Annotated in this window: 14 protein-coding genes; 10 read left to right on the plus strand and 4 right to left on the minus strand. The window is 43.9% G+C overall.

Translation table 11 applies throughout. The features are described from left to right. Positions 1 to 183 precede the first annotated feature (183 nt). On the minus strand, positions 184 to 1,254 hold the full coding sequence (locus tag SD449_RS09180) for a family 16 glycoside hydrolase (RefSeq protein ID WP_318310133.1): 1,071 nt from the start codon (positions 1,252 to 1,254) through the stop codon (positions 184 to 186). Between the two features lie 382 nt (positions 1,255 to 1,636). On the opposite strand from SD449_RS09180, the gene SD449_RS09185 reads away from it, so the two are divergent. From SD449_RS09185 to SD449_RS09195, 4 genes are all read left to right on the plus strand, one after another. Continuing rightward, a complete protein-coding gene (locus tag SD449_RS09185) occupies positions 1,637 to 2,887 on the plus strand; it encodes a hypothetical protein (protein WP_318310134.1) in 1,251 nt (416 codons plus the stop codon). Between the two features lie 937 nt (positions 2,888 to 3,824). Beyond that, entirely contained in the window at positions 3,825 to 4,103 is a 279-nt protein-coding gene (locus SD449_RS19190) for a beta-galactosidase (protein WP_404828035.1), read from the plus strand. Beyond that, positions 4,025 to 4,783 (plus strand): DUF5597 domain-containing protein, encoded by a 759-nt coding sequence (locus SD449_RS09190; protein WP_318310135.1) that lies wholly within the window; start codon positions 4,025 to 4,027, stop codon positions 4,781 to 4,783. The genes SD449_RS19190 and SD449_RS09190 overlap by 79 nt, the downstream gene beginning before the upstream one ends. Before the next feature lie 257 nt (positions 4,784 to 5,040). Next, positions 5,041 to 6,033: an aldose epimerase family protein gene (locus SD449_RS09195; RefSeq protein ID WP_318310136.1), complete on the plus strand. Its 993-nt coding sequence runs from the start codon at positions 5,041 to 5,043 to the stop codon at positions 6,031 to 6,033. 89 nt (positions 6,034 to 6,122) lie between these two features. Here the strand turns inward: SD449_RS09195 and SD449_RS09200 are convergent, their stop codons facing one another. From SD449_RS09200 to galK, 3 genes are all read right to left on the minus strand, one after another. After that, positions 6,123 to 8,651 carry a glycoside hydrolase 5 family protein gene (locus SD449_RS09200; RefSeq protein ID WP_318310137.1) on the minus strand — a complete coding sequence of 843 codons (2,529 nt, stop codon included), beginning with the start codon at positions 8,649 to 8,651 and terminating at the stop codon, positions 6,123 to 6,125. A gap of 86 nt (positions 8,652 to 8,737) precedes the next feature. After that, the gene (locus SD449_RS09205) at positions 8,738 to 9,784 is read right to left on the minus strand and encodes a UDP-glucose--hexose-1-phosphate uridylyltransferase (protein ID WP_318310138.1); all 1,047 of its coding nucleotides are present in this window, start codon (positions 9,782 to 9,784) and stop codon (positions 8,738 to 8,740) included. Continuing rightward, positions 9,781 to 10,950, minus strand: a complete 1,170-nt coding sequence (galK, locus tag SD449_RS09210) for a galactokinase (RefSeq protein WP_318310140.1) — start codon at positions 10,948 to 10,950, stop codon at positions 9,781 to 9,783. The genes SD449_RS09205 and galK overlap by 4 nt, the downstream gene beginning before the upstream one ends. A gap of 119 nt (positions 10,951 to 11,069) precedes the next feature. Between galK and SD449_RS09215 the strand changes: the two genes are divergently transcribed. From SD449_RS09215 to SD449_RS09240, 6 genes are all read left to right on the plus strand, one after another. Continuing rightward, positions 11,070 to 11,768, plus strand: a complete 699-nt coding sequence (locus tag SD449_RS09215; RefSeq protein ID WP_318310141.1) for an NUDIX hydrolase — start codon at positions 11,070 to 11,072, stop codon at positions 11,766 to 11,768. Positions 11,769 to 11,937: 169 nt separating this feature from the next. Continuing rightward, on the plus strand, positions 11,938 to 14,880 hold the full coding sequence (locus tag SD449_RS09220) for a SusC/RagA family TonB-linked outer membrane protein (RefSeq protein ID WP_318310143.1): 2,943 nt from the start codon (positions 11,938 to 11,940) through the stop codon (positions 14,878 to 14,880). Between the two features lie 11 nt (positions 14,881 to 14,891). Further along, positions 14,892 to 16,490, plus strand: coding sequence for a RagB/SusD family nutrient uptake outer membrane protein (locus tag SD449_RS09225; protein WP_318310145.1), 1,599 nt, complete (start codon positions 14,892 to 14,894; stop codon positions 16,488 to 16,490). An 18-nt stretch (positions 16,491 to 16,508) separates the two neighbouring features. Next, positions 16,509 to 17,654 (plus strand): SusE domain-containing protein, encoded by a 1,146-nt coding sequence (locus SD449_RS09230; RefSeq protein ID WP_318310146.1) that lies wholly within the window; start codon positions 16,509 to 16,511, stop codon positions 17,652 to 17,654. A 143-nt stretch (positions 17,655 to 17,797) separates the two neighbouring features. Beyond that, complete coding sequence (locus SD449_RS09235; protein WP_318310147.1) at positions 17,798 to 18,982, plus strand: glycoside hydrolase family 53 protein; 1,185 nt, start codon at positions 17,798 to 17,800, stop codon at positions 18,980 to 18,982. A 2-nt stretch (positions 18,983 to 18,984) separates the two neighbouring features. Next, positions 18,985 to 21,432, plus strand: a complete 2,448-nt coding sequence (locus SD449_RS09240; RefSeq protein ID WP_318310149.1) for a glycoside hydrolase family 2 TIM barrel-domain containing protein — start codon at positions 18,985 to 18,987, stop codon at positions 21,430 to 21,432. The last annotated feature ends 79 nt before the right edge of the window (positions 21,433 to 21,511 follow it).

Here is a 21,511-nt window from a genome sequence, read left to right on the forward strand (position 1 = left end):
TATAATGGTTCTGTGCAATAGTTGTTTATTCAGCTCAAAACAAATTAAACCTGTAGATGGAGCATAAACCAAAAAAATTAGTAGTAAGAGCAATGCTGTGTTGAGAAATGGTTTTTGAAAGAGATCAATTACCCAATTCTCCTTTAATAACTTAATAATCAAATTGGGTAATTGACCAATTAACTATTCCATTTTACCCATTATGCCCCAACCATTGGCTTTATCTGATACTGCCACCAGAATTTCATTCTTGCCTTTTTTGGTCTTTAAGTACAATACGTTTCCATCAATCAGCATATCACCTCGGAACGTGGGACCTTTTGCCCTAAAGCCATTGATGCCCTCAAAAAGTTTAACTCCATTGAAGTATAGAACCACATCATCACTGAAATCAAATGAGAATTTTCTGTAACCATCATCAGTGGAGGTAAAGGTATGTCTCGCCCAAATGATATTGACCGGATTTTGTTCAAAATTACCCGAACTGGTTTTGGAACGATATTTATTTATGGGCAACAGCCCGGAAGGCTCTGCCATAAAATACTCCCAATCCATTTTCGATATATCCGGATAACGGTTTGTCTCCATATCGGCAATATCGTAGCTATCACTTAATTCCCAACCTTCAATCACATCGGGTGCATAATCTTTGACATCCGCAAGTGGTGTGGTGTCGCTAAAAGCGGTATATGTAAAATTGGCAAAATAAGCACCTAGAAAACTGTAGAATCCGATATAACCTTGCTTATCGTTTCTCTTCAACTGGCTTACAGTCAATATGGGTTCAGGACTATCATTGAGATACGCTTTGAGAACGGAACCCTGAAATACGATTTTAAGGTGATTCCAGGTCCACGGGTCAAAGTTCACGACCGCTTGATGCTCTCTATAAAGTTGCCAATTGGGTTCGCCGTTGTATTCGGGATTGTATTGGACGGCATCAGGGAACCCTGATTTATGCAATCGGACATAAAAGGTTTCATTGTCTCCCTCGCCTTGTGCACGAAATTGCAGACCGGCAAAAGCTCGCTTCTTCTGTGCCATAAAATCGATTTCGATAATTCCATCCTGAAAAACAACATTTTCCAACATAGCGTGACCGTTGAGATAGAGCGCCTCTTTTCCATTGATGTTTTCGAAACGTTTGGGCTCCCTTTCGGAAAATGACCAGTTTTCGGAGTCAAAGGGTACGCTAACTTGTGCATTCATTACAAGGGCCAGAAGGAATAATAGTGTAAAGCAATATTGTTTCATGATTTTATATTTTCTACGAATTTCCATCTTTACCGAATGAGACATTTGTTCATTATTGTTCATTTTATGTTCAAGTTGATTCTTTGCCAAACTATAAGTGACATATAGTATTTCAACAATAAGGAAACCACCTTTAAAACAAAAGCCCAGGCCCCTTATGGTCAGGTGTTTTTGTTTTTTTTGACTTTTAGAATACTATTTTAAAATTTTTCCATCGAGGATCCTTTAAGCGAACGCAAGATTTGGCTTGATTTAATGATGATAGATAATTTGGGAATATCTTAAAAATCAATTTTTATAGAATGGCTACCTTTAGCGACTGGCAAGTAGAATACTAGCATAAGTTCTGGTGGCGGTAATTATACCGTAAAATTTTGCTCAAATGAAAAAGGATGTACATTATGAAACCTCTATAGACCGCTTGAAAACCCATTTGCTTAACTTTTTGAGCTGGGGAGAGGTCGATCAATGGAGTACACGAAATTTTAGGGAATTGAGCGATTTGATCTTTGAACGTACTTCGATACAGTTGAGCATATCCACCCTGAAGCGGTTTCTTGGAAAGGTGGCCTACCAAAATAACCCTTCGGCAGCTACCTTGGATGCCATTGCATTGTACCTAGGCTATCAGAATTTTGCTGACTTCTGCCAAAGAAATACTGAAATACGGAAAAAAAGCAAGCAGAGGTTTATTAATAAAAGATCTCTTGTTTTTGTATTTTCAATTTTAGTTTTGGTTGGGATTCTTAGCGTGCTGGCGTTCATTGGACTTCCAAAATCGGAAATAGATCCTTCACAAGTCGCCTTTTCAATCCGAAGGGTGGACGTAGGTCTGCCCAACACCGTGGTCTTTCAGTATGATGTTTCCGGTATAAACGCCGAAATGGTGGAAATACAACAAGATTGGGATCCTTCCAAACGACATAAAGTAAATCCCAAAAAAAACGTGTTTACGCATTATTATAAGTATCCGGGGTACTATAAAGCCAAATTACGCGTCAATGGTAAGGTGGTAAAGGAGCGTGATCTTTTTATACCCACGGATGGTTGGATGGCTGTAATTTCTGATAAGCGTAGCAGCTCACCACGATATCTCCATCGGCATGAATTTCAAGGCGATACAATACTTGGGATAGCCGATAATCTCAAGGAGGAGTTTATAGCTACAGATGACGGAACCGTATTGGATTATTACAATGCCTTACCCGACCCAAAATATAGCTTTCGTGACTTTGTTTTTGAAGCTGATATGAAATTTGATGGTTCATCCGGTAAAACCCCCTGTGAGTTTAGGAAGCTTATACTCTTTGGAACCAAAATGTTTATTAGGATACCGATTAGTGTGCCAGGTTGTGTATCGAAGAATAACTTGAAGTTAGGAAGTTTGGTGGTAAGCGGTGCGGAAAATGATCTTTCGGCAATTTCCACGCCGAGTGAGGTATGGTCCAAGGTAAAGGTGGTAAATTCTTCAAATCAACTTGCGGTATATATTTCGAATAAGCAGGTTTATGAAACGACCCTTAGGGATGACTTCGGTAAACTTGCAGGAGTACGAATCTCATATGAAGGATTTGGCCAGGTTAAGAATTTACATCTATCAGCTAAAGGGCAGCAGGTTTTAACGATGCCATAAAGACCTTTATACATCTTCTAATCATGGAATAGGATTTCGTTATTGTTCCCTTATGTTGGTCCGAAACAAGCACTTGTTAATGTTTGATAGGTTTAACGGTAATTTTAATTCGCTTCCAACATCATGATTTACCACCAATTCTTATGGTTTTGTAGTTTTTTGTTGTTACCGAAGAATACTGCGTACTCTGACTTTTTGTGGTATTGTTTGTTGAGGTGTTTGATATGGTATTATCCAATTTGGTACCTGTTCTGTATGACCTGTCTTCCAATTACCTCCTCCTATGAACGGTTTTTTGGGATGGTTAGGTTAGGTCTATTGGAACAGGTAAATATCATCAAATTCCATTGTTGGAGACTAGCTGAGATCATTGTAGATTCAAAACTCCATATGGGGACTGCAGGAATCTTGACAAGGGCGAGATACGGATTGGCCCATTAAGAAAAGCGATTCTGCTCAATTTTGGCTTCTCCCAGGTATGATAGAACTTACGATACAGTGGCGAAACAGAGTGGGCTAACACAATGAACCAGGAGTTGGGTCTGTAGCCTTACCCCTTTTAGGGAAGGCTACAAAAGGGGTAAGGCTACAGGTGCGGTTACAGATGACCAAAACCAAGTGTAAAAGGAGACTAAACAGCTAAGGTTTCAGCCCAATTTTATTCTGTTTTTGGATGAAATACATGTATATTCAAAGTCGATAATCAATGATTTGAAACTATTTTCAAGATAGCTGAATTCTCCTTCCTACTTTTTATTCTTTTTTTAGGGTTTCATCAGTTTATCCACAAAACAGCATTCCACATCTTGAAACAACCGGAGAAAAAACACATTTAATTGTTGATGGGGACCCATTTGTTGTTTTGGGTGGAGAACTTGGGAACTCTTCTTTCACTTCGGTGGAATATACGAAGCCACATTGGAAGAAATTCCATGAGATGAACCTCAATACCATACTAGCACCTGTGTATTGGGAATTGATCGAACCCGAAAAGGGGAAGTTTGATTTTGAACTATTGGATAGACTTATAGCCGAAACTAGAAAAAATGAACTAAAGATGATTATTTCATGGCTTGGTACTATGCCAAATTCATGGAGGAAATCACCAAGACGGGAAAAGCCATCTATCCCTAGCCCATGTTTGTCAAGGCGGCACTCATCCGACCTGGAAAAATCCCTTGGGAATATCCCAGTGCCGGTCCATTGCCGCATCTAATGGATGTTTGGAAAGCGGGAGCACCTTCAATTGATATGCTCTCACCTGATTTCTACACCCCTGATTTTGAGTATTGGAACGACCTTTATGTTAGACAGGACAATCCACTATTTGTTCCTGAACATCGATTTGATGATACCGTAGGTGCAAAGGCATTGTTCGCCATAGGACATTATGAGGCTATAGGATTCTCACCCTTCGGTATTGAGAATGGGGTGAATCCAGAATTATCAAATGCCTATGATCTGATTGATCAAATACATCCATTGTTGGCAGAGAAGTTCGGTCTAAAAAAAATAGATGGCGTGCTATTGGACAAGGACAAAGTGATGACCACGGTGGTTCTGGGCGACTATGAATTTTCCTTTAAAAACAGCTATACATTGGGATGGGAGGCCGGTGCAGCCAATGATGTATGGGATTCTGGTGGTGCGATCATCGTGCAGACGGATACAAATGAATTTTACATTGCTGGTACAGGGATTGTTGTCACATTCAAAAATTGGAAAAAAAGGGATAGAACAGTTGGTATTTTGAAGAATGAGGAAGGTTTTTTTGAAGACAGCGAGTGGAAAGTCCTTAGGCACCTCAATGGCGATCAAACACATCAGGGAAGACATATTAGAATAAGTCATGGTCAATATTCCATACAAAGAATCGAATTGTACGAATATGAGTAAAGAGGTTTGGGTCGATCCAGTATGGATTGACTATTCTAAACTATGGGCGGCTGCTGTAATGAGCTACAGTGACAATATTTTTTTGTCATAGCCAGGAAAACACCTTAATGTACTTCGAAATCGATTTGATTTGGACATCAGATTGGATGAACGGATGTTGTAAACGATATCTCAATCCTATAATTGGAATCCCAAAGCTTATTTGTTTTATTTTCGTTTTTTGGTTGTAAATGATGTCCGAACAGAAAAAGTATATTTTGACCAACACCAATGGCATTGAAATCACTTTCATTCCTTATGGACAAAGATTGGTCTCCCTAAAACTTCCGGATAAGGACAATGGAATGGTCGATATTGTTTTGGGATATTCGACGATTGGGGAATATATGGACCACCCATCCAGTTATTATGGTGCGTTTATTGGCAGGTATGCGAATAGGATAGCCAAAGGCCAATTTAGGTTGGATGGGGTTAGGTGCCAGCTTTCCATAAATGGGGCCAACCATCATCTCCATGGAGGAGACCTGGGTTTTCATAATAAGACTTGGGAGGTAAAGGCCGCATCTGGAAACACCCTTATTTTTAGGGGTATTTCACCCGATGGTGAGCAAGGATATCCCGGTACTGTTGAGGTGGAGATCAGATATGAACTTAATGACTTAAATGAATTGCATATCAATTATTGGGCAAGACCTGATAAGGCAACCCACATCAATTTCACCCACCATTCCTTCTTCAATCTTAAAGGTCATGGAAATGGAAACATTGAGGACCATATTCTTCAAATCAATGCGGATGCCTATACACCTATCGATAGAAACCTTATCCCAACGGGAAGTATTCAAGCTGTGCGCGATACGCCAATGGATTTCACAAGGCCAAAACCCATTGGTGATGATATTGATGCAATGGATGATCAGCTCTTATTTGGCAAGGGGTATGACCATAACTTTGTACTTCAAAAGAGTACGATGACCAAGGGAATTTTACCCATGGCGGCCAGTGTTCTGGAACCAAGGAGCGGACGTAAACTGGAGTTGTACACCGATGAACCCGGTCTACAGTTTTACAGCGGCAATTTTTTGGATGGTTCCCGCGGGAAATCGGGCAAGACATATTCGTTCCGAGGAGCGTTTTGTTTGGAGCCACAGCATTTCCCCGATTCCCCAAACCAACCAAGTTTTCCAAGCACGCTTTTCAAAGCGGGCGAGGTTTATACTTCAAGCACCATGTTCAAATTTATTTACTGACCCCCACAGTAGTTGCTCTTGTGACAAAAGGATACTAGAATCGTCCTGTCCTTATCCATATGAATTGCTTTTTGAACCGAGTCCCTGGCTTACTCCAATCTAACGGAAACCAGACCGATTCCATGTTTGTCCTTTACCTTATCCTTTGCAATACCTGGGCCGATTGAAAATTGAATGCTCTCAATCTTATTGATATCAAAGCCCTCTGGATTGTTATGGGTGAAATAATAGGGTAAAAAACTAGGATAGGGCCTTGGCAAGGTAACGGTCCTTACGGGTGCCAGATCGATCAAATCAATACTGTATTCACTGGCCGCTCCAGGCTTCAATTCAATGGTTGACCCATAGGAGGAACCATTGTCCATCACAAATGCAATCTGCAATTTGCACGGTTTTCCGTTGAGGCTATAGCCCTTGAAAACTACCTTTTCCTTGTCCTTAAGATCACCCTTTCGACCTTTTATCCTGTCGATGAGATAGTGCTTGAAGGAGTAGTCATAAATGGGTGGGGCGTTTAGGTTTTCATTGTCCGGCACAAAAAGTCTTTCAATGTTCATTTCATATGCGGCCTCGTTCGGTTGCTCCAAGGGAACAAGACGGAAGCCATTCCGCCACTGTCTTACCAACCATTGGTAATCCTCCTTGGCCTCAAATAAACTGAGAGGGTATTCGCCTGGCAATACCATAGTGGAATATGTTTCAGTGCCCGTATAGTCCCAATCACCTGGCGAACCGTCGTAACCATGTGGGTAGGTCTTCTGTGTCCCATCCTCCATACTGACAACGATGTTGTACGTAAGCGGGCCTGGGCTCAATTCGGAGGATGGAATGGTGATTTCGTAATCATAGGCGTTTTTGGTGTTCATCACATGCCTTATCGGACCTTGTCCATTAAAACCGCGCAACTCGATTTTTACAGGTTTTTCATTTGATACATAGCGTGCTTTGAGCAATAAATCTTGATCTAGGGAGGCCTCTTTAAAGGGCTCATGAAGGAACCATTCCCCTTCGATGGCTTGATCTGGACCAAAATAGGCGTCCAAGCCAGTGTTTCCAAAAGAATCATTTGGGGACCATTTACCGGAAAACCCTTGTTTGGTCAACATATAGGTGCCAGGGCGAACGGTGAACTCAGCCTCTTCGACCCTGGGCGTGAAGGTATTGTTTGGGTTAATGGGCTCTACCCTAAAATCCGTTCCCAGGTCTTTGAGATTGATTTTTAGGTTACGTTCATTATGGGCCAGGACCCCCACTTTTTTATCAAGGCTATTGGAACCGAAAGGGTTGTCAACACGAATGGCATCCGGCAGTACTTCCAATCTCCAAAGGCCGGGAGCTATCTTATCCAAGAAATAGGCCCCCAAACCATCATATTCGACCAAAACGGAATTTCCATAACCGGCAATATGCTGTAATTTCCCGGTATCCTTGGGTTTATGTTCTGTGGAATTGGTATAATAAAATGCGGTGCTTGAGCGGTAAACGGCCAGATCATGATCCTTGTCGATTTCAACATTCCCAAAGGAATTGTTCTCTGGATAATCGCCAAAATCGGAATACAAGGGGACCTCATGAAAGATTGCGGAACTTATTTTGAGTGCCAGTGCCTTCTTCGGGGTGTAAAGAAGGTTCATGTAATGGGTGTCGTATTCCGTATTGAAGGGTGCCAAAAAGGTAGGGTCGTAGGCAAAGTGTGTTGCCAGTTGAATACCTGCTTCCCTAAAACTTCTCGCCATGGCTGGATATACATGCGATTCAGCTACATCCGCCGCATCAAATTCGTAGACAATCTTTGCGCCCTGGTGTCTTTTGATGTCCTTGTCAAAAGGGATATCGTATTCGCTGACGTTGGGAAGCACGTTGCCCGGGATGGGTCTTTGATACCCCAGACCGGTCGGATACCATTGGAAGGTACCCCCATCTATGCCCGCTTCGAAATAGGCATTGACAAAATGGACACCATGGCTGATATTGTAGAAGATGGGTTTTCTAGTACCCGTGCCTTTCATGGCGTTGACCATTTGCTCGACGAATCTTGTCACTTTATCGGCCTCACCGCTGTGGTGCGGTTCATTGCTGATTTCAAAAGCGATAAGGTTTGGGTCATTTTTATAGGATATCCCTTTGTATGGATTGGTATGGTTCAAGAACTGTTTAAGATATGTTTTTTGGGCAGCTATACAGTCCTCATTGGTAAGGCAATCCCCTTTTCCGTACTTATGCGAAAACCCAGGGGTTTGCTCGTCAGGTTCCGGCCAGCCATTTCCCCAATAAGCTATGGGTGTGATCACATAATTGATATCGTACTCGGTTAATTTTTTGAGGAGATAATCAAAGGCATCGAGATGTTCGTTCTCGATAAGGTTCCCTTCCGTATCGCTGATTTCCGTATCCCATACATGTATCCTGTAGAGGTCAAACCCAAGACGGGAAAAATGATACACGTCTTGGTCGATAAGCTGTTTTACCGACAACCCCATGCGCTTTGCGGATCTGTATGCATGTGCAAATGGAACAGTGTAATTGACTCCAAAACCGTGGATTTCCTCCTTATCGGAAATATACCTAATGACCCCGGACTCATCCACGAAGGCATCGTTGGATCTCTCTTGGGCCATACAGGGGAATAGGAACAATACGCATATCAAAAAAAACAAGGGGGCTAAACTATTCGATCTTTGAATTTTCATAATGTAAAGTAGTCTTATTGATTTTTGATTAGGTAATGGACATCTGGAAGGTTTCTGAGCGATTCCGCTGCCATCTCTGCGGTAATGTCCCTTTGCGGTGAGGCGAACATCTCATAGCCAACCATAAACTTTTTGATGTCCGCTGATCGCAGCAAAGGTGGGTAGAAGGACATATGAAAGTGCCATCCTTCATGGTCTTTTCCATCCGTTGGTGCCTGATGGATACCTGCGGAATAGGGGAACGAGACTTCAAACAGATTATCATATTTTATGGTCAACCTTTTTAGTATGTCAGCGAATGATTCCACTTCCCGTCCACTTAGCTCACCGATGTGACGGTAATGCTTTTTGGGAATAACCATACTCTCGAAAGGCCAAATCGCCCAGTAGGGGACAAGTGCTACAAAATCGTCGTTTTCCAAGAGGATACGGCTGCCTTCGTCCAATTCCTGTTGTAAGTATCCGGACAGAAGGCTTGTCTTATGGGTTGACCAGTAACTCTCCTGATGCATCTGTTTTTTCATCACCTCGTCCGGAATGGTGTGTTGGGCCCATATTTGGCTATGTGGATGGGGGTTGCTGCATCCCATTATCTCACCCTTGTTCTCAAATATCTGTACATGGTTGATAAATTCCATACGCCCCAAATCTTCATACTCTTTTATCCAGAGTTCGATTACTTTTTGAATTTCCGGAACGCTCATCAGGGGCAGGGTGAGGGAATGGTCGGGGGAGAAACAGACTACCTTGCAAATACCTGGTTCCGTCTTAAGTTCCAAAAAGCCATCTTTCGATTCTTTACTTTCTTTTTCAGGTACCAGTGCGGAAAAATCATTGACAAAACTAAAGGTCTGTGTGTAATCCGGATTTTTAGCCTTGTTCACCCGTTCATTTCCCGGACACAAGTAGCAGTTGGGATCATACCCCATTTTGTTCTCAACAGGTTTCTTTTCCTTATTGCCTTGCCATGGGCGCATGGTTCGTTGCGGCGATACCAAAACCCATTCACCTGTCAGGATATTTTTTCTTCGGTGGGGTTTTTTGTTATAATTTTCCATCATTGTTTAGTTTTGGTTTGTATACCTGGGTGTATCGAAACAACCAATGGGGTCAGGTCCAAATCAAACTCTTTCCTGTAGGCAGATGAAATCGTGTCCAGGAAAAGTTCCAGTTCAGAGGTCTTGACCAAGCTCAATGTGCATCCGCCAAAACCACCGCCCATCATTCTGGAACCGATGACGTAGTCGAGTTCCCTGGTGAAATCCACCAGAAAGTCCAATTCGGTACAGCTGACCCTGAAAAGATGTTGCAGCCCTTCATGGGATTCATATATAAGTTTTCCCACGTCTTTCAGCCTTGATTTACGTAATTTTTTAACAGTAGATTTGACCCGGTGGTTTTCCTCGATGACATATTTGGCAATCCCAAAAAGTTCCGGATCCATTTTATTCTTAAATCTCAGAAGCCGTGCTTTTGGAATGGATGCCAGTGTCGGGTATGAGGATTTTTTTTGGTTCAATATCCCCAATGCCTCACGACATTGGTTGGTTCTTTTGTTGTATTCACTATCGGCGAGCTGGTGGGAAACATTGGTGTTGAGCAAAACCAGGGAGTAAGGGCCGAAGTCCACGGGAATCATTTGTGATTCCAAAGTCTCGCAGTTTAGGTATATCAGTTTGTCCCTTTCTCCCTTTACAACGGCAAATTGGTCCATTATTCCACATTTGGTCCCTACAAATTCGTGTTCTGCCCGTTGTGAGAGTTTGATGATTTCCCAATCGGAATATCCGAGTTCAAAAAGTGCGTTGACGCCGGTCGCCAGACCGCACTCCAGAGCGGCCGAGGAACTTAGCCCGGAACCTGCTGGCAGGTCACTCTCAATATAGCAGTCGAATCCCGGCAGAGGTTTCCTTCGGTTTCTTAGGATTTGATCCAGCACACCCAGGACAAAATTTCTCCACATTGTTTTTTGAGGGATGAAATAATCCATTTCGCAGGAAAATCCTTCCTCTATGTTCTTCGAATAAAAATTGCTTTGCAGGGTATTGTTTTTCCGTAGGTACAGTTTGATGGTCTTGTTCACAGCACCTGGTAGCACCAGGCCCCCATTGTAGTCGGTGTGTTCACCGATAAGGTTGATTCTGCCGGGTGCTGTGACCAGGATATCGTAATTATCTTTGGTCTTTTGGATGTCCTTAAATTTGTCCGTACGGGATATATGCTCCACATTGATTGTTTTTCGTGATATGGCGCAAATATAGGAAATATAATAAACGTAAATAATACGTTTATTGTAATGACTGCTATTTTTTCATTTCTTTAGTGGTTTGGAATTTAAAATATGGTATGGAACAACAAGTGGATTATTACGCGGGGAACGATAAAATGTACGTTGCCACCGATTGCATTGTGTTTGGTTTTTCGAACAATGAGTTAAGATTATTGGTATTTCCAAGGAGAGTTGAACCAGACAAGGGGACTTGGTCCTTAATTGGAAGTTTTGTGAAACTTGACGAGGATGTGGATGCGGCAGCGGAGCGTGTACTTCATGAGATAACAGGCTTGAAAGACGTATATTTCGATCAATTGAGGACCTATGGGAAAGCTAACCGTGATAGTGGTTATAGATGCATCTCTATTGCCCAGTATGCCTTGATTCGCATCGATGAACATGATAAGGAATTGGTCGAGAGCCATGGTGCCTATTGGTACCGTTTGGACGAATTGCCCGAATTGTGTTTGGATCATGGGGAAATGGTCGGTGCCGCCTTGGAAGAGCTCAAAAGAAAAGCCAGGTTCCAACCCATCGGATTTGAGCTGCTTCCTGAAAAATTCACCCTTCCCCAATTGTTGAGCCTTTACGAATCCATTTATCGACAAGAGCTTGATTCCAGGAACTTCAGAAAGAAAATACTTTCCCTCAATGTCCTTACCAAATTGAACGAAAAGGATAAGACCACCTCAAAGAAAGGTGCTTATCTATATCGGTTCAATCATGAAAATTACAATAGATTATTAAAGTCAGGTTACAACTTTGAAATATAGCTCTTGAGGATTTGTGAATTTTACTTGCCATCCTTAATTAATTCTATCATTTTAACCATTTAATTTTGTTAATTCAAAATATTAATCCCATATTTGCTTCGAAATAATAAGCGTAAAAAATACGTTTAATAAAATTCAACCAGGTTTAAATAAGCCAAGCTATCACGATATGAAGATTAAATTAGCACTATTGTTTTTGTTGTCGGGAGTGTTTTTGAGCAATGCGCAACAACAAGTTTCGGGTAATGTCACCGATGCCTCTTCGGGACAACCCATTTTAGGGGCCAATGTGGTCGAAAAGGGGACCACTAACGGAACTACGACAGATTTCGATGGAAACTTTAGTTTGGAGGTGGAAGCCGGGGCCTCCATAGTGATATCCTACATTGGTTTCCGGTCCAAGGAGGTTGTGGTGGATGGTCCACGCGTCAACGTGGCCCTTGAAGAGGATACCCAGGTACTGGATGAAGTGGTCATCATAGGGTATGGTACCACAACGGTTAAGGATGCTACGGGATCAGTGGCCTCAGTGACTGCGGAGGACTTCAATCAGGGTAACATCGTGACCCCTGAAAACCTCATCAATGGACGTGTGGCCGGGTTGACTGTAAATACTGGAGGCGAACCGGGGTCGGGATCGACTATTCGGATTCGTGGGGGTTCGTCCCTTGGAGCTTCGAATGATCCTTTAATTGTAATCGATGGGCTGCCCATAGACAACGTCACTGTAGGAGGGTCAAGATCGATTTTAAGTACCATCAATCCAAACGAAATCGAATCCTTTTCAGTATTGAAAGACGCCTCTGCCACTGCAATCTACGGATCACGGGCTTCCAATGGTGTAATCATCATTACCACAAAAAGTGGACGAAGTGAGTTGTCTGTCAATTTGAACGTCCAGGCGGGTGTAGGTTTTGTGTCCAACAAGGTTGATGTGTTCAATGCCGAAGAGTTCAGGGAACTGGTGGCTGAGAATAGGCCTGACCTTGTTCCATTGTTGGGCAATGCGGATACCGATTGGCAGGATGAAATCTATCGCTCACCACTCAACAGCAATGTGAATCTATCCATACAGGGTTCCATCCTGGATAAGCTGCCCACCAGGCTCTCTTTGGGAAGGACGCTTCAGGATGGTCTTAGGTTGACCTCTGAATTTGAAAGAAACACGGTGTCTTTAAGCATGAACCCCACTTTTTTTGACGATCATTTAAAAGTAAGTCTGAACGCTAACGGGACTTTGGAAAAAAATAGGTTCAGTCAGGGCGAGGAGGGGAATGCCATAACCTTTGACCCAACGCAACCGGTTTATGATCCCGATTCTCCATTCGGAGGCTTTTTTCAATATTATAATCTGAACGATGATGGGGTGATCAATGAAGCAGACCTGATTTCATTGGCGCCCTTCAACCCGGTCGCCAATCTATTGCAACGACGTGATGTCAGTGAGGTCAAACGTTTATTCGGGAACCTTAAGCTCGATTATCAATTTCATTTCTTGCCTGAATTATCGGCAACGGTCAACCTGGGATATGACGAGCAACGAGCGGAGGGCAGTGTAAGGGTCTCCGACCAGAATCCATTGACGCAAAATGACGGTAGAATCGTGGGTTCCGAGTCCAATTACACCAATTACCAAAAGAATACCCTGTTGGATGCTTTTCTTACCTATGACCATGAGGGGGACAGACTCGATTTCGACCTGACCGCTGGATACTCCTTTCAAAAATTTGATAGTTCCCAATTTGTCTCGGGTGAGTTATTGGATGACAATGACGATACCGCACCAGTGTTCAACGTCGACCCTGACCTTGTACTGATTGGTCTTTTCGGCAGGGCCAATATTTCCTGGGCCGATAAATATTTATTGACGTTGTCCTATCGTAGGGACGGGACCTCGCGGTTCAGTGAGGAAAATAGGTGGGGTAATTTCCCGGCTGCGGCTTTTGCCTGGAGAATAAGTGATGAATTTTTCCCAGAAGCAAAAGGATTGTCCTCTCTAAAGCTGAGATTGGGGTGGGGCGTTACCGGCCAACAGGATATAGGAAGGGTGAATTCCGATCTTTTCCGACCTCGATATGTCCGTGGGCTTCCAGCCTCACAATACCAGTTCGGGGGGCAGAGCTATCCGGTGGGCATACCTTCCTTTAGAAATGAAAACATCAAATGGGAGGAGACGAGTACCTATAATGCAGGGTTCGACTTCGGTTTGATTGAGGACCGTTTTTCCGGTTCGATCGAAGGTTTTTATAAGGAGTCAAAAGATCTCTTGGCCAACGCGGCGATTTCCGATGGCTCGAACTTTAGCAATTCCGGATTTCAAAATATTGGGAACTTTATCACCCAGGGTCTGGAATTCGCCATCAATGGGGATATTGTCAGGAATGATACGCCTAAGGGCTTTAGATGGAATTTGAACTATAACGCTACCTATCTGGATACCGAAATCAGGAAATTGGCTCTTGATGAGGACCAATTGGTTGGTGGCATTGCAGGTGGTGTGGGCAATACCATCCAAATCCACAGGGTCGGTTATGCGCCTTTTACCTATTATGTCTATCGTCAAGTATACAATACGGAGGGGCAACCTATAGAAGGGGCCTATGCCGATCTCAACGGTGACAATATCATTAACAACGATGATAGGTACCTTTTTAAGAATGGGGTCCCTGATGTTACTATGGGTCTATTGTCGAACATGGGTTACAAAGGTTTTGACCTGTCCCTGAACATGAGGGCCAGTATTGGGAACTATGTTTACAACAATGTGAACTCCGCTCGTGCTCAACTGAATCTTTTACAGAATAATTCAGTGGTGTCAAACTTACCCGTTTCCGTGCTGGATTCTGGCTTTACGACCACTGAGGATGTCATTCTATCGGACTATTACATTGAAAACGCATCGTTTTTTAAACTGGATAATATCACCTTTGGCTACACCTTTGACGAATTTCTCCGATCTAGGAGTAGTCTGCGACTTTTCTCCAGTGTCCAAAACGTGCTCACGATAACAAATTATTCCGGATTGGATCCTGAGGTTTTTGCCAATGGTATTGACAATACGATTTATCCCCGGCCTACCACAATTTTATTAGGCGCAAACTTTCAATTTTAATCAAAGAAGCTATGAAGAATACAAAAAGATTATTGTTTGGAACGATACTGGTGCTTATGTCTGTTTTTGGATGCACCGATGAGCTGGAGGTCCTGCCAGAAGACCCCAATACTTTTTTGGTCGATGATTTTTATACTACGCCGGAATCTTACCTAGAGGGTCTTGCCGGGGTTTACGGCAACTTGACCCTAACCGGTGCTGAGGGACCCGACAACTCCAATATCTCAGGTCTTGATGCTGGAACCAGCCAATATGGGCGTGGGCTTTGGAGTATGCAGGAACTAACGGCCGACGAAGTGATATGGTCGTGGGAGAACGACCCGGGAACACGGGAACTGAACAGAAACACCTGGTCTGCGGACAATGTGATCATCAGGGGCTTTTTCGGAAGGGCCATGACCCAAGTGGCCTTCGTCAACGAATATCTAAGACAGACCTCTGAGGAATCCTTGGATGCCAGGGACGTCGATCAAAACACTAGGGATAACATAAGGGCCTATCGCGCTGAAGCTCGGTTTTTACGGGCCTTGGCCTATTTTCATATGATGGACTTTTTTGGTCGTGCCGGGTTTATTACCGAAGACGATCCCGTCGGTGCTTACCAGTCCCCTGAATATTCAAGGGAAGAACTTTTTTCCTTCATAGAAAGTGAATTATTGGAAATCTTACCGGATATGGTCGACCCCTTGCAAAATGACTATGGCAGGGCGGACAAGGCAGCAGCATGGATGTTGCTGGCCAAGATATATCTCAATGCCGAAGTTTATACCGGTGAGGAAAAGTACGTGGAATGCTTGCAATATTGTGAACAGATTATTTCATCCGGTTACGAGCTGAGCACTGAATATCTGGATGTTTTTAAAGCGGACAATGATACAGGGTCAGCAAGAAACGAAATCATATTCCCGGTATTGTCGGACGGGGTGGTGACCCAGAATTATGGGCCCACGACCCTAATGATCAACGGTCAGGTCGGCTCCCTGGAGCAGAACGGGTTGGACTTCGGTGTAAATGCTGGTGGCTGGGGGGGAGCCCTTCGGGTCACACGTCAATTTTCAGAGCTCATGTTGAGCGGTACGTACGATGCGGATGACAGGAATACACTGATCATTGGTGACCGCCCTATTGACGCCAATCCGATCAATAATAACGGTACTGGCTATATTATTGGCAAATGGTCCAATCTGACCTCTGATGAAGTTCCAGGGTCTGCCACTGAAATCGTGGACACGGATTTCCCAATGTTTAGATTAGGGGACGTTTATCTAATGTACGTGGAAGCCCATTTAAGGGGCGGCGGTGGAAGCCTGCAGACAGCGGTTGATTATTTCAACCTCCTTCGGACAAGGGCTGACAACCCTGTTTTGGTGACAGCGGGGGATTTGGATTTGGATCTGGTACTGGAAGAAAGACTTGTGGAGCTCCACTGGGAAGGTCACAGACGACAGGATTTGATACGATTCGGCCAATATACGGGAGGAACCTATAACTGGTCATGGAAAGGGGGAGCCCCCAACGGCATTCCAATTGCGAACTACCGTGATGTCTTTCCCATACCCAACGCAAGTTTGGCGTCCAACCCCAATTTGAACCAAAACGAAGGCTATTAACAAACAAAGAAATTAAAGATGAAAAAGGTATTTACAATCTTATTTGCAACAGCTTCCCTATTTTTTATGGGTTGCGATGAGGAGACAGGGCCCGTTTTTGAAGCACAGGCCTCAGATGAAACATTTACGTTTTTGAACGAATTTGCCAGTTCTTACGCTATTTCCGAACAAACGGAAGATAATATAGCCGATAGGCTGATATGGAATTCAGCAGATTTCGAAGTGCCTTCCAATGTGACCTATGAAATCCAAGGCAGCATTGACCCAGATTTTGAAAGTTTTGACATTGTGGGCTCCACCAGCGACACGAATTTTCCAGTATTGGTAAGCCAATTACTCGAATTCGCGGAAGCTTTGGCCCTTGACAACGATCCAAATACTTCAACTTCGGACGGTGCGCCCAATAATACAGGTCAGGTCTTTTTTAGGGTTAGGGCATATTTGGGCACGGGGGCGGCCAATGCTGAGGAAATGATGTCGGATGTTCAATCGATGAACGTACTTTGGTTGGAGGAAACGGAAACCGGGGGACCTTGTCCATCGATATTTGTGGTAGGTGCCGCTGCCGTTGATGCTGGATGGGACTGGGGATCGCCCATAGAATTTACCTGTGAACAAGATGTGTATACCGCTCGTCTTGAACTGACCAACGACAATTTCAGATTTTTTGAGATTGAGGGCGACTGGGACTCGGGACTGAACTACACCTATTTTGAGGATGAAGGATATAGCATAGATGAGCTCTTGGAGAATGCCAATGATGGTGACAGTAACTTTAGTTTCGTGGGTACCCCGGGTATATACGAAGTCGTTGTGGACGGCAATACAAGGACAATTACCTTGACACCATCAACACCCCTATTTGTGTTGGGCGATGCCGTGCCAAGTGGTTGGGAATGGACAGCTCCCGTACAGTTGCCCGAGACAAGTCCTTACATTCGAAGTGCGACCTTTGAATTCAATGCAGGTATTTTCAGGTTCTTCACCGTTCAAGACGATTGGGGAAGCGGTTTGAATTTTCCGTACTATGAGGATTTGGGTTATAGCATTGATGAAAGTTTCGTGAATGCCGAGGATGGTGACAGTAACTTTAGTTTTGTAGGAACTCCTGGCACCTATACCATTACTATCAATGAGTTGGAACGTACCATTACCTTGGAATAAAACATTTCAAGGTTTAAAGTAAAGCTACTGTTAGTAGCTGAGTTAGTTAGTTTAGTTTTATTCAAGGCTTTAAGGGGGGATAGGTGCATATTCCCCTTTTTTGCAAAAACACATGATTCTTTACCACACGCAATACATTTAAAATGAAATATTTTAACGTTTATATGGTTGCTCTTCTCGTTTTGACCGCATGCAGTTCAGAGGGAACATCGTCCCCCACCGATCCGCCTGAACCTGAATCTCCCATTGGAGAGAATGGGGGAGAACAGAATGGAGGGAACACCGATGGCCAAAGTTTCTTCCTGGGCGCAGATTTGTCCTATGTCAATGAAATGGAGGATTGCGGGGCGGTTTATTACGATAGGGACGGGGTCAAAAAAGATCCCTATCTGATCTTTGGGGAAGCAGGTACCAATCTGATACGATTGCGGTTATGGCACAACCCACAATGGACGGACTATTCCAATCTTTCGGATGTAAAAAAATCCATTGCACGAGCCAAGGGTTTGGAGATGCAAGTATTGCTTGATTTTCATTATTCGGATACCTGGACAGACCCTTCTCAACAGGAGATTCCTGTAGCATGGGCCGATTATATCGATGACACCCCCGCACTTGGTGATTTGCTTTATACCTATACCTATGAAACCCTAATGGAATTGAACGATGAAGGCCTGTTGCCGGATATCGTACAGATCGGTAACGAAATCAATCCCATGATTTTACAACAGGGCGAACTGGAATGGCCCATCGATTGGGAGCGTAACTCCTATCTTATCAACAAGGGGATACAGGCCGTTCGTGATGTTTCTTCTGAAAATCAAATAAATATTGAGGTAATGCTGCACATCGCGCAGCCGGAAAACGGGCTTTGGTGGTTTGAACAGGCCGTGGATAACGGTGTCACCGATTTTGATTGGATCGGTCTGTCCTATTATCCGATTTGGTCCGAATATGATTTGGACGAGGTATCCCAAGCTTTTAAGACCTTAATGGATACCTATTCGAAAAGACTTATGGTGGTTGAGACGGCCTATCCGTATACTTTGGATAATGCCGATGGCGCCAATAATATACTTGGGGAGGAGGCCTTGGTGCAGGGGTTTGATGCGTCGCCGGAAGGTCAGCTGGGTTATCTAAACAAGCTATACGGTATAATCAAGGATGCCGGGGGCGAGGGATTGATTTATTGGGAACCCGCATGGGTATCCACAGATTGTTATACCCTTTGGGCCCAAGGGTCACATTGGGACAACGCTACACTTTTTAACCGTGATAATAGAGCGCTCAAGGGCATGGAATTCTACGGTATTGAAAAAACTGACTGAATATGAAAATAAGTAAAATAATGTTGCTGGCCCTATTTTTTTGCCTTGGACCATCCATGCTGTTGGGGCAGATTAGGGAATATCAACTGTTGCAAAAAGACTGGAAATTTCAAAAGGGCGATCAATCGGATTTTTTGAAAAGAGAATACAGGGACATTCCCTGGGAAAAGGTAAGTGTTCCCCATGATTGGGCCATTTCCGGTCCCTTTATACTGGATGGAAATGGAAATACAGGTAAATTGCCGTGGAAAGGGGAGGGTTGGTATGCCTTGGATATTTCCATACCGACAGAAAGTAAGGGAAAAAGACACTATCTGATCTTTGATGGCGTCATGTCATTTCCCAAAATCTATCTCAATGGACAGCTAGTAGGAAAATGGGATTATGGCTATAATTCCTTTTATCTGGATATTAGCGATCATATCCGTTATGGTGCGGCTAACACCTTGATGGTGCATGCCGACACCAGGGACCATGACAGCAGGTGGTACCCAGGGGCGGGAATATTTCGTAAGGTACAGCTTTTGACCACCTCTCCGATTCATTTGGGAATCTGGGACACGCACATCACGACCCCTATCATAAAAGAAGATTATGCTGATGTCCGTGTCGGCACTGAAATCAAAAATACTTCGCAGGAACAAGGCTTGATCAAGGTGATATATGATATATGGGATGCGGAGGGAGTGAAAATGGCCTCGACTGAAAAAATGGATTCCATCCCAGCAGGTAAAAGTAAGTATCTCGAAGGAAACCTGGTCCTGACTACACCCCGTTTGTGGGACGTGGAGGACCCTTATCTGTACAAGGCCAAAATTTCCATATTGGCCAATGGGGAGATATTGGACACCACCAGTACTTCATTTGGGGTCCGAACTATGGAATTTACCGCTGACGATGGCTTTCATCTCAATGGACGGAGAGTACAGTTGAAAGGAGTCAACCTACACCACGGACATGGGCCATTGGGAGCTGCTTTCAACTACAGGGCGATGCAGCGGAAACTTGAAATCATGAAATCCATGGGGGTAAACGCCATCAGGAATAGCCATAACGTGGCTGCTCCAGAGGTTTTGGAACTCTGTGACCGTATGGGACTGCTTTTTTTCAATGAAATATTCGACAAGTACGATGGCAAGGCCGATATCTTGGAGGATACCGATTTTGAGGAATTTGCGGAACGCAACATACGAAACTTTGTCAAGCGGGATAGAAACCATCCATCGGTGTTCTTATGGAGTGTGGGCAATGAGATCGGGGACGTACAATGGAATATCAACGGTGGTTTCAAAAAATTACATACCATGGTCAATTATGTGCGTAAATATGATCCGACCCGTCCGGTAACCTTGGTGAACGATAGCTGGCGGAGTGCTGGGCTAAGACATTTTGAGTACTATGATGTACATGCTTGGAACTACGATAGGCGTTACCGACTGGCGCGTCAATTGGAACCCAACAAATCAGTGGTTATCAGTGAATCGGCCTCTACACTCAGTACCAGGGGACATTATGAACTGCCGCTGCCAGAAGAGAAGACGGATTTCAGCAAATCCCTACAGGTCAGTTCATATGACCTGCACGCACCCTATTGGGCTGAGATAGCCGATGATGATTTCATGTGGCAACAGGAAGAGGAATATATTGCGGGGGAATTCGTGTGGACCGGTTTTGATTACCTGGGCGAGCCCACTCCCTATGGAAATCGTTCTGTAGAGGCCATGGGCTTCGATGACACGGCTGCGTCCAGAAGTTCCTATTTCGGTATAGTCGATTTGGTGGGAATACCCAAGGACAGATATTACCTCTACAAAGCGCATTGGAAGCCCCAGGAAGATTTCGTGCATATTTTACCGCATTGGAACTGGAAAGGAAAAGAGGGGGACACCATTCCTGTCTTTGCCTATACCAATGGGGATTCGGCCGAATTGTTCATCAATGGAAAATCACAGGGGATCAGGGAAAAAAAGCCAAAGTCCCCAACGTCGGTGGAGCGATTCAGGCTTATGTGGAAACAAACCACTTATGAGCCCGGTGAAGTAAGGGTGGTTGCTTATTCCAACCACAAAAAGATAGCAGAAAATAGTATACGAACCGCTGGCAAGCCTTTTAGGATTCAGTTGGCACCGGATAGAACACGATTAAAACCCAATGGCGTCGATCTTTCCTATGTTACCGTTTCCGTTCTTGACAAAGATGGCAACCTGTGTCCCAAAGCGGACCATGAAATACGTATTTCGGTAGAGGGACCCGCTGATATTGCAGGAGTCGGCAATGGTAATCCACAGTCTTTCGATTCCTTTATTTCAAATCGGTTGCAGCTGTTCAATGGTAAGGGGATGATCATCCTGCGGAGTGGGGAAGAAGCTGGAAATGTGGTTCTCAAGGTACAATCGGATGGATTACGATCAGCGACATCGACCTTACGGGTCAATGATGATGATAAGTGAAAGATAGGATTTTAGCAAGTGTTCACAATATCAATTGGACCTTTTGTCCAAGCAGGATTTGACCTATAAACCTAAAATC

Source organism: Flagellimonas crocea, from assembly GCF_033441595.1.
In the GTDB taxonomy this organism is placed as follows: Bacteria; Bacteroidota; Bacteroidia; order Flavobacteriales; family Flavobacteriaceae; genus Flagellimonas; species Flagellimonas crocea.

Coding starts and splice junctions, on each gene's coding strand:
- SD449_RS09230 (WP_318310146.1), top strand. CDS start 16,509: ATGAAAAAGGTATTTACAATCTTATTTGCAACAGCTTCCCTATTTTTT.
- SD449_RS09185 (WP_318310134.1), top strand. CDS start 1,637: ATGAAAAAGGATGTACATTATGAAACCTCTATAGACCGCTTGAAAACC.
- SD449_RS09205 (WP_318310138.1), bottom strand. CDS start 9,784: ATGATGGAAAATTATAACAAAAAACCCCACCGAAGAAAAAATATCCTG.
- SD449_RS09190 (WP_318310135.1), top strand. CDS start 4,025: ATGTTTGTCAAGGCGGCACTCATCCGACCTGGAAAAATCCCTTGGGAA.
- SD449_RS09240 (WP_318310149.1), top strand. CDS start 18,985: ATGAAAATAAGTAAAATAATGTTGCTGGCCCTATTTTTTTGCCTTGGA.
- SD449_RS09200 (WP_318310137.1), bottom strand. CDS start 8,651: ATGGCCCAAGAGAGATCCAACGATGCCTTCGTGGATGAGTCCGGGGTC.
- SD449_RS09215 (WP_318310141.1), top strand. CDS start 11,070: ATGGAACAACAAGTGGATTATTACGCGGGGAACGATAAAATGTACGTT.
- SD449_RS19190 (WP_404828035.1), top strand. CDS start 3,825: ATGAACCTCAATACCATACTAGCACCTGTGTATTGGGAATTGATCGAA.
- SD449_RS09235 (WP_318310147.1), top strand. CDS start 17,798: ATGAAATATTTTAACGTTTATATGGTTGCTCTTCTCGTTTTGACCGCA.
- SD449_RS09180 (WP_318310133.1), bottom strand. CDS start 1,254: ATGAAACAATATTGCTTTACACTATTATTCCTTCTGGCCCTTGTAATG.
- SD449_RS09225 (WP_318310145.1), top strand. CDS start 14,892: ATGAAGAATACAAAAAGATTATTGTTTGGAACGATACTGGTGCTTATG.
- SD449_RS09220 (WP_318310143.1), top strand. CDS start 11,938: ATGAAGATTAAATTAGCACTATTGTTTTTGTTGTCGGGAGTGTTTTTG.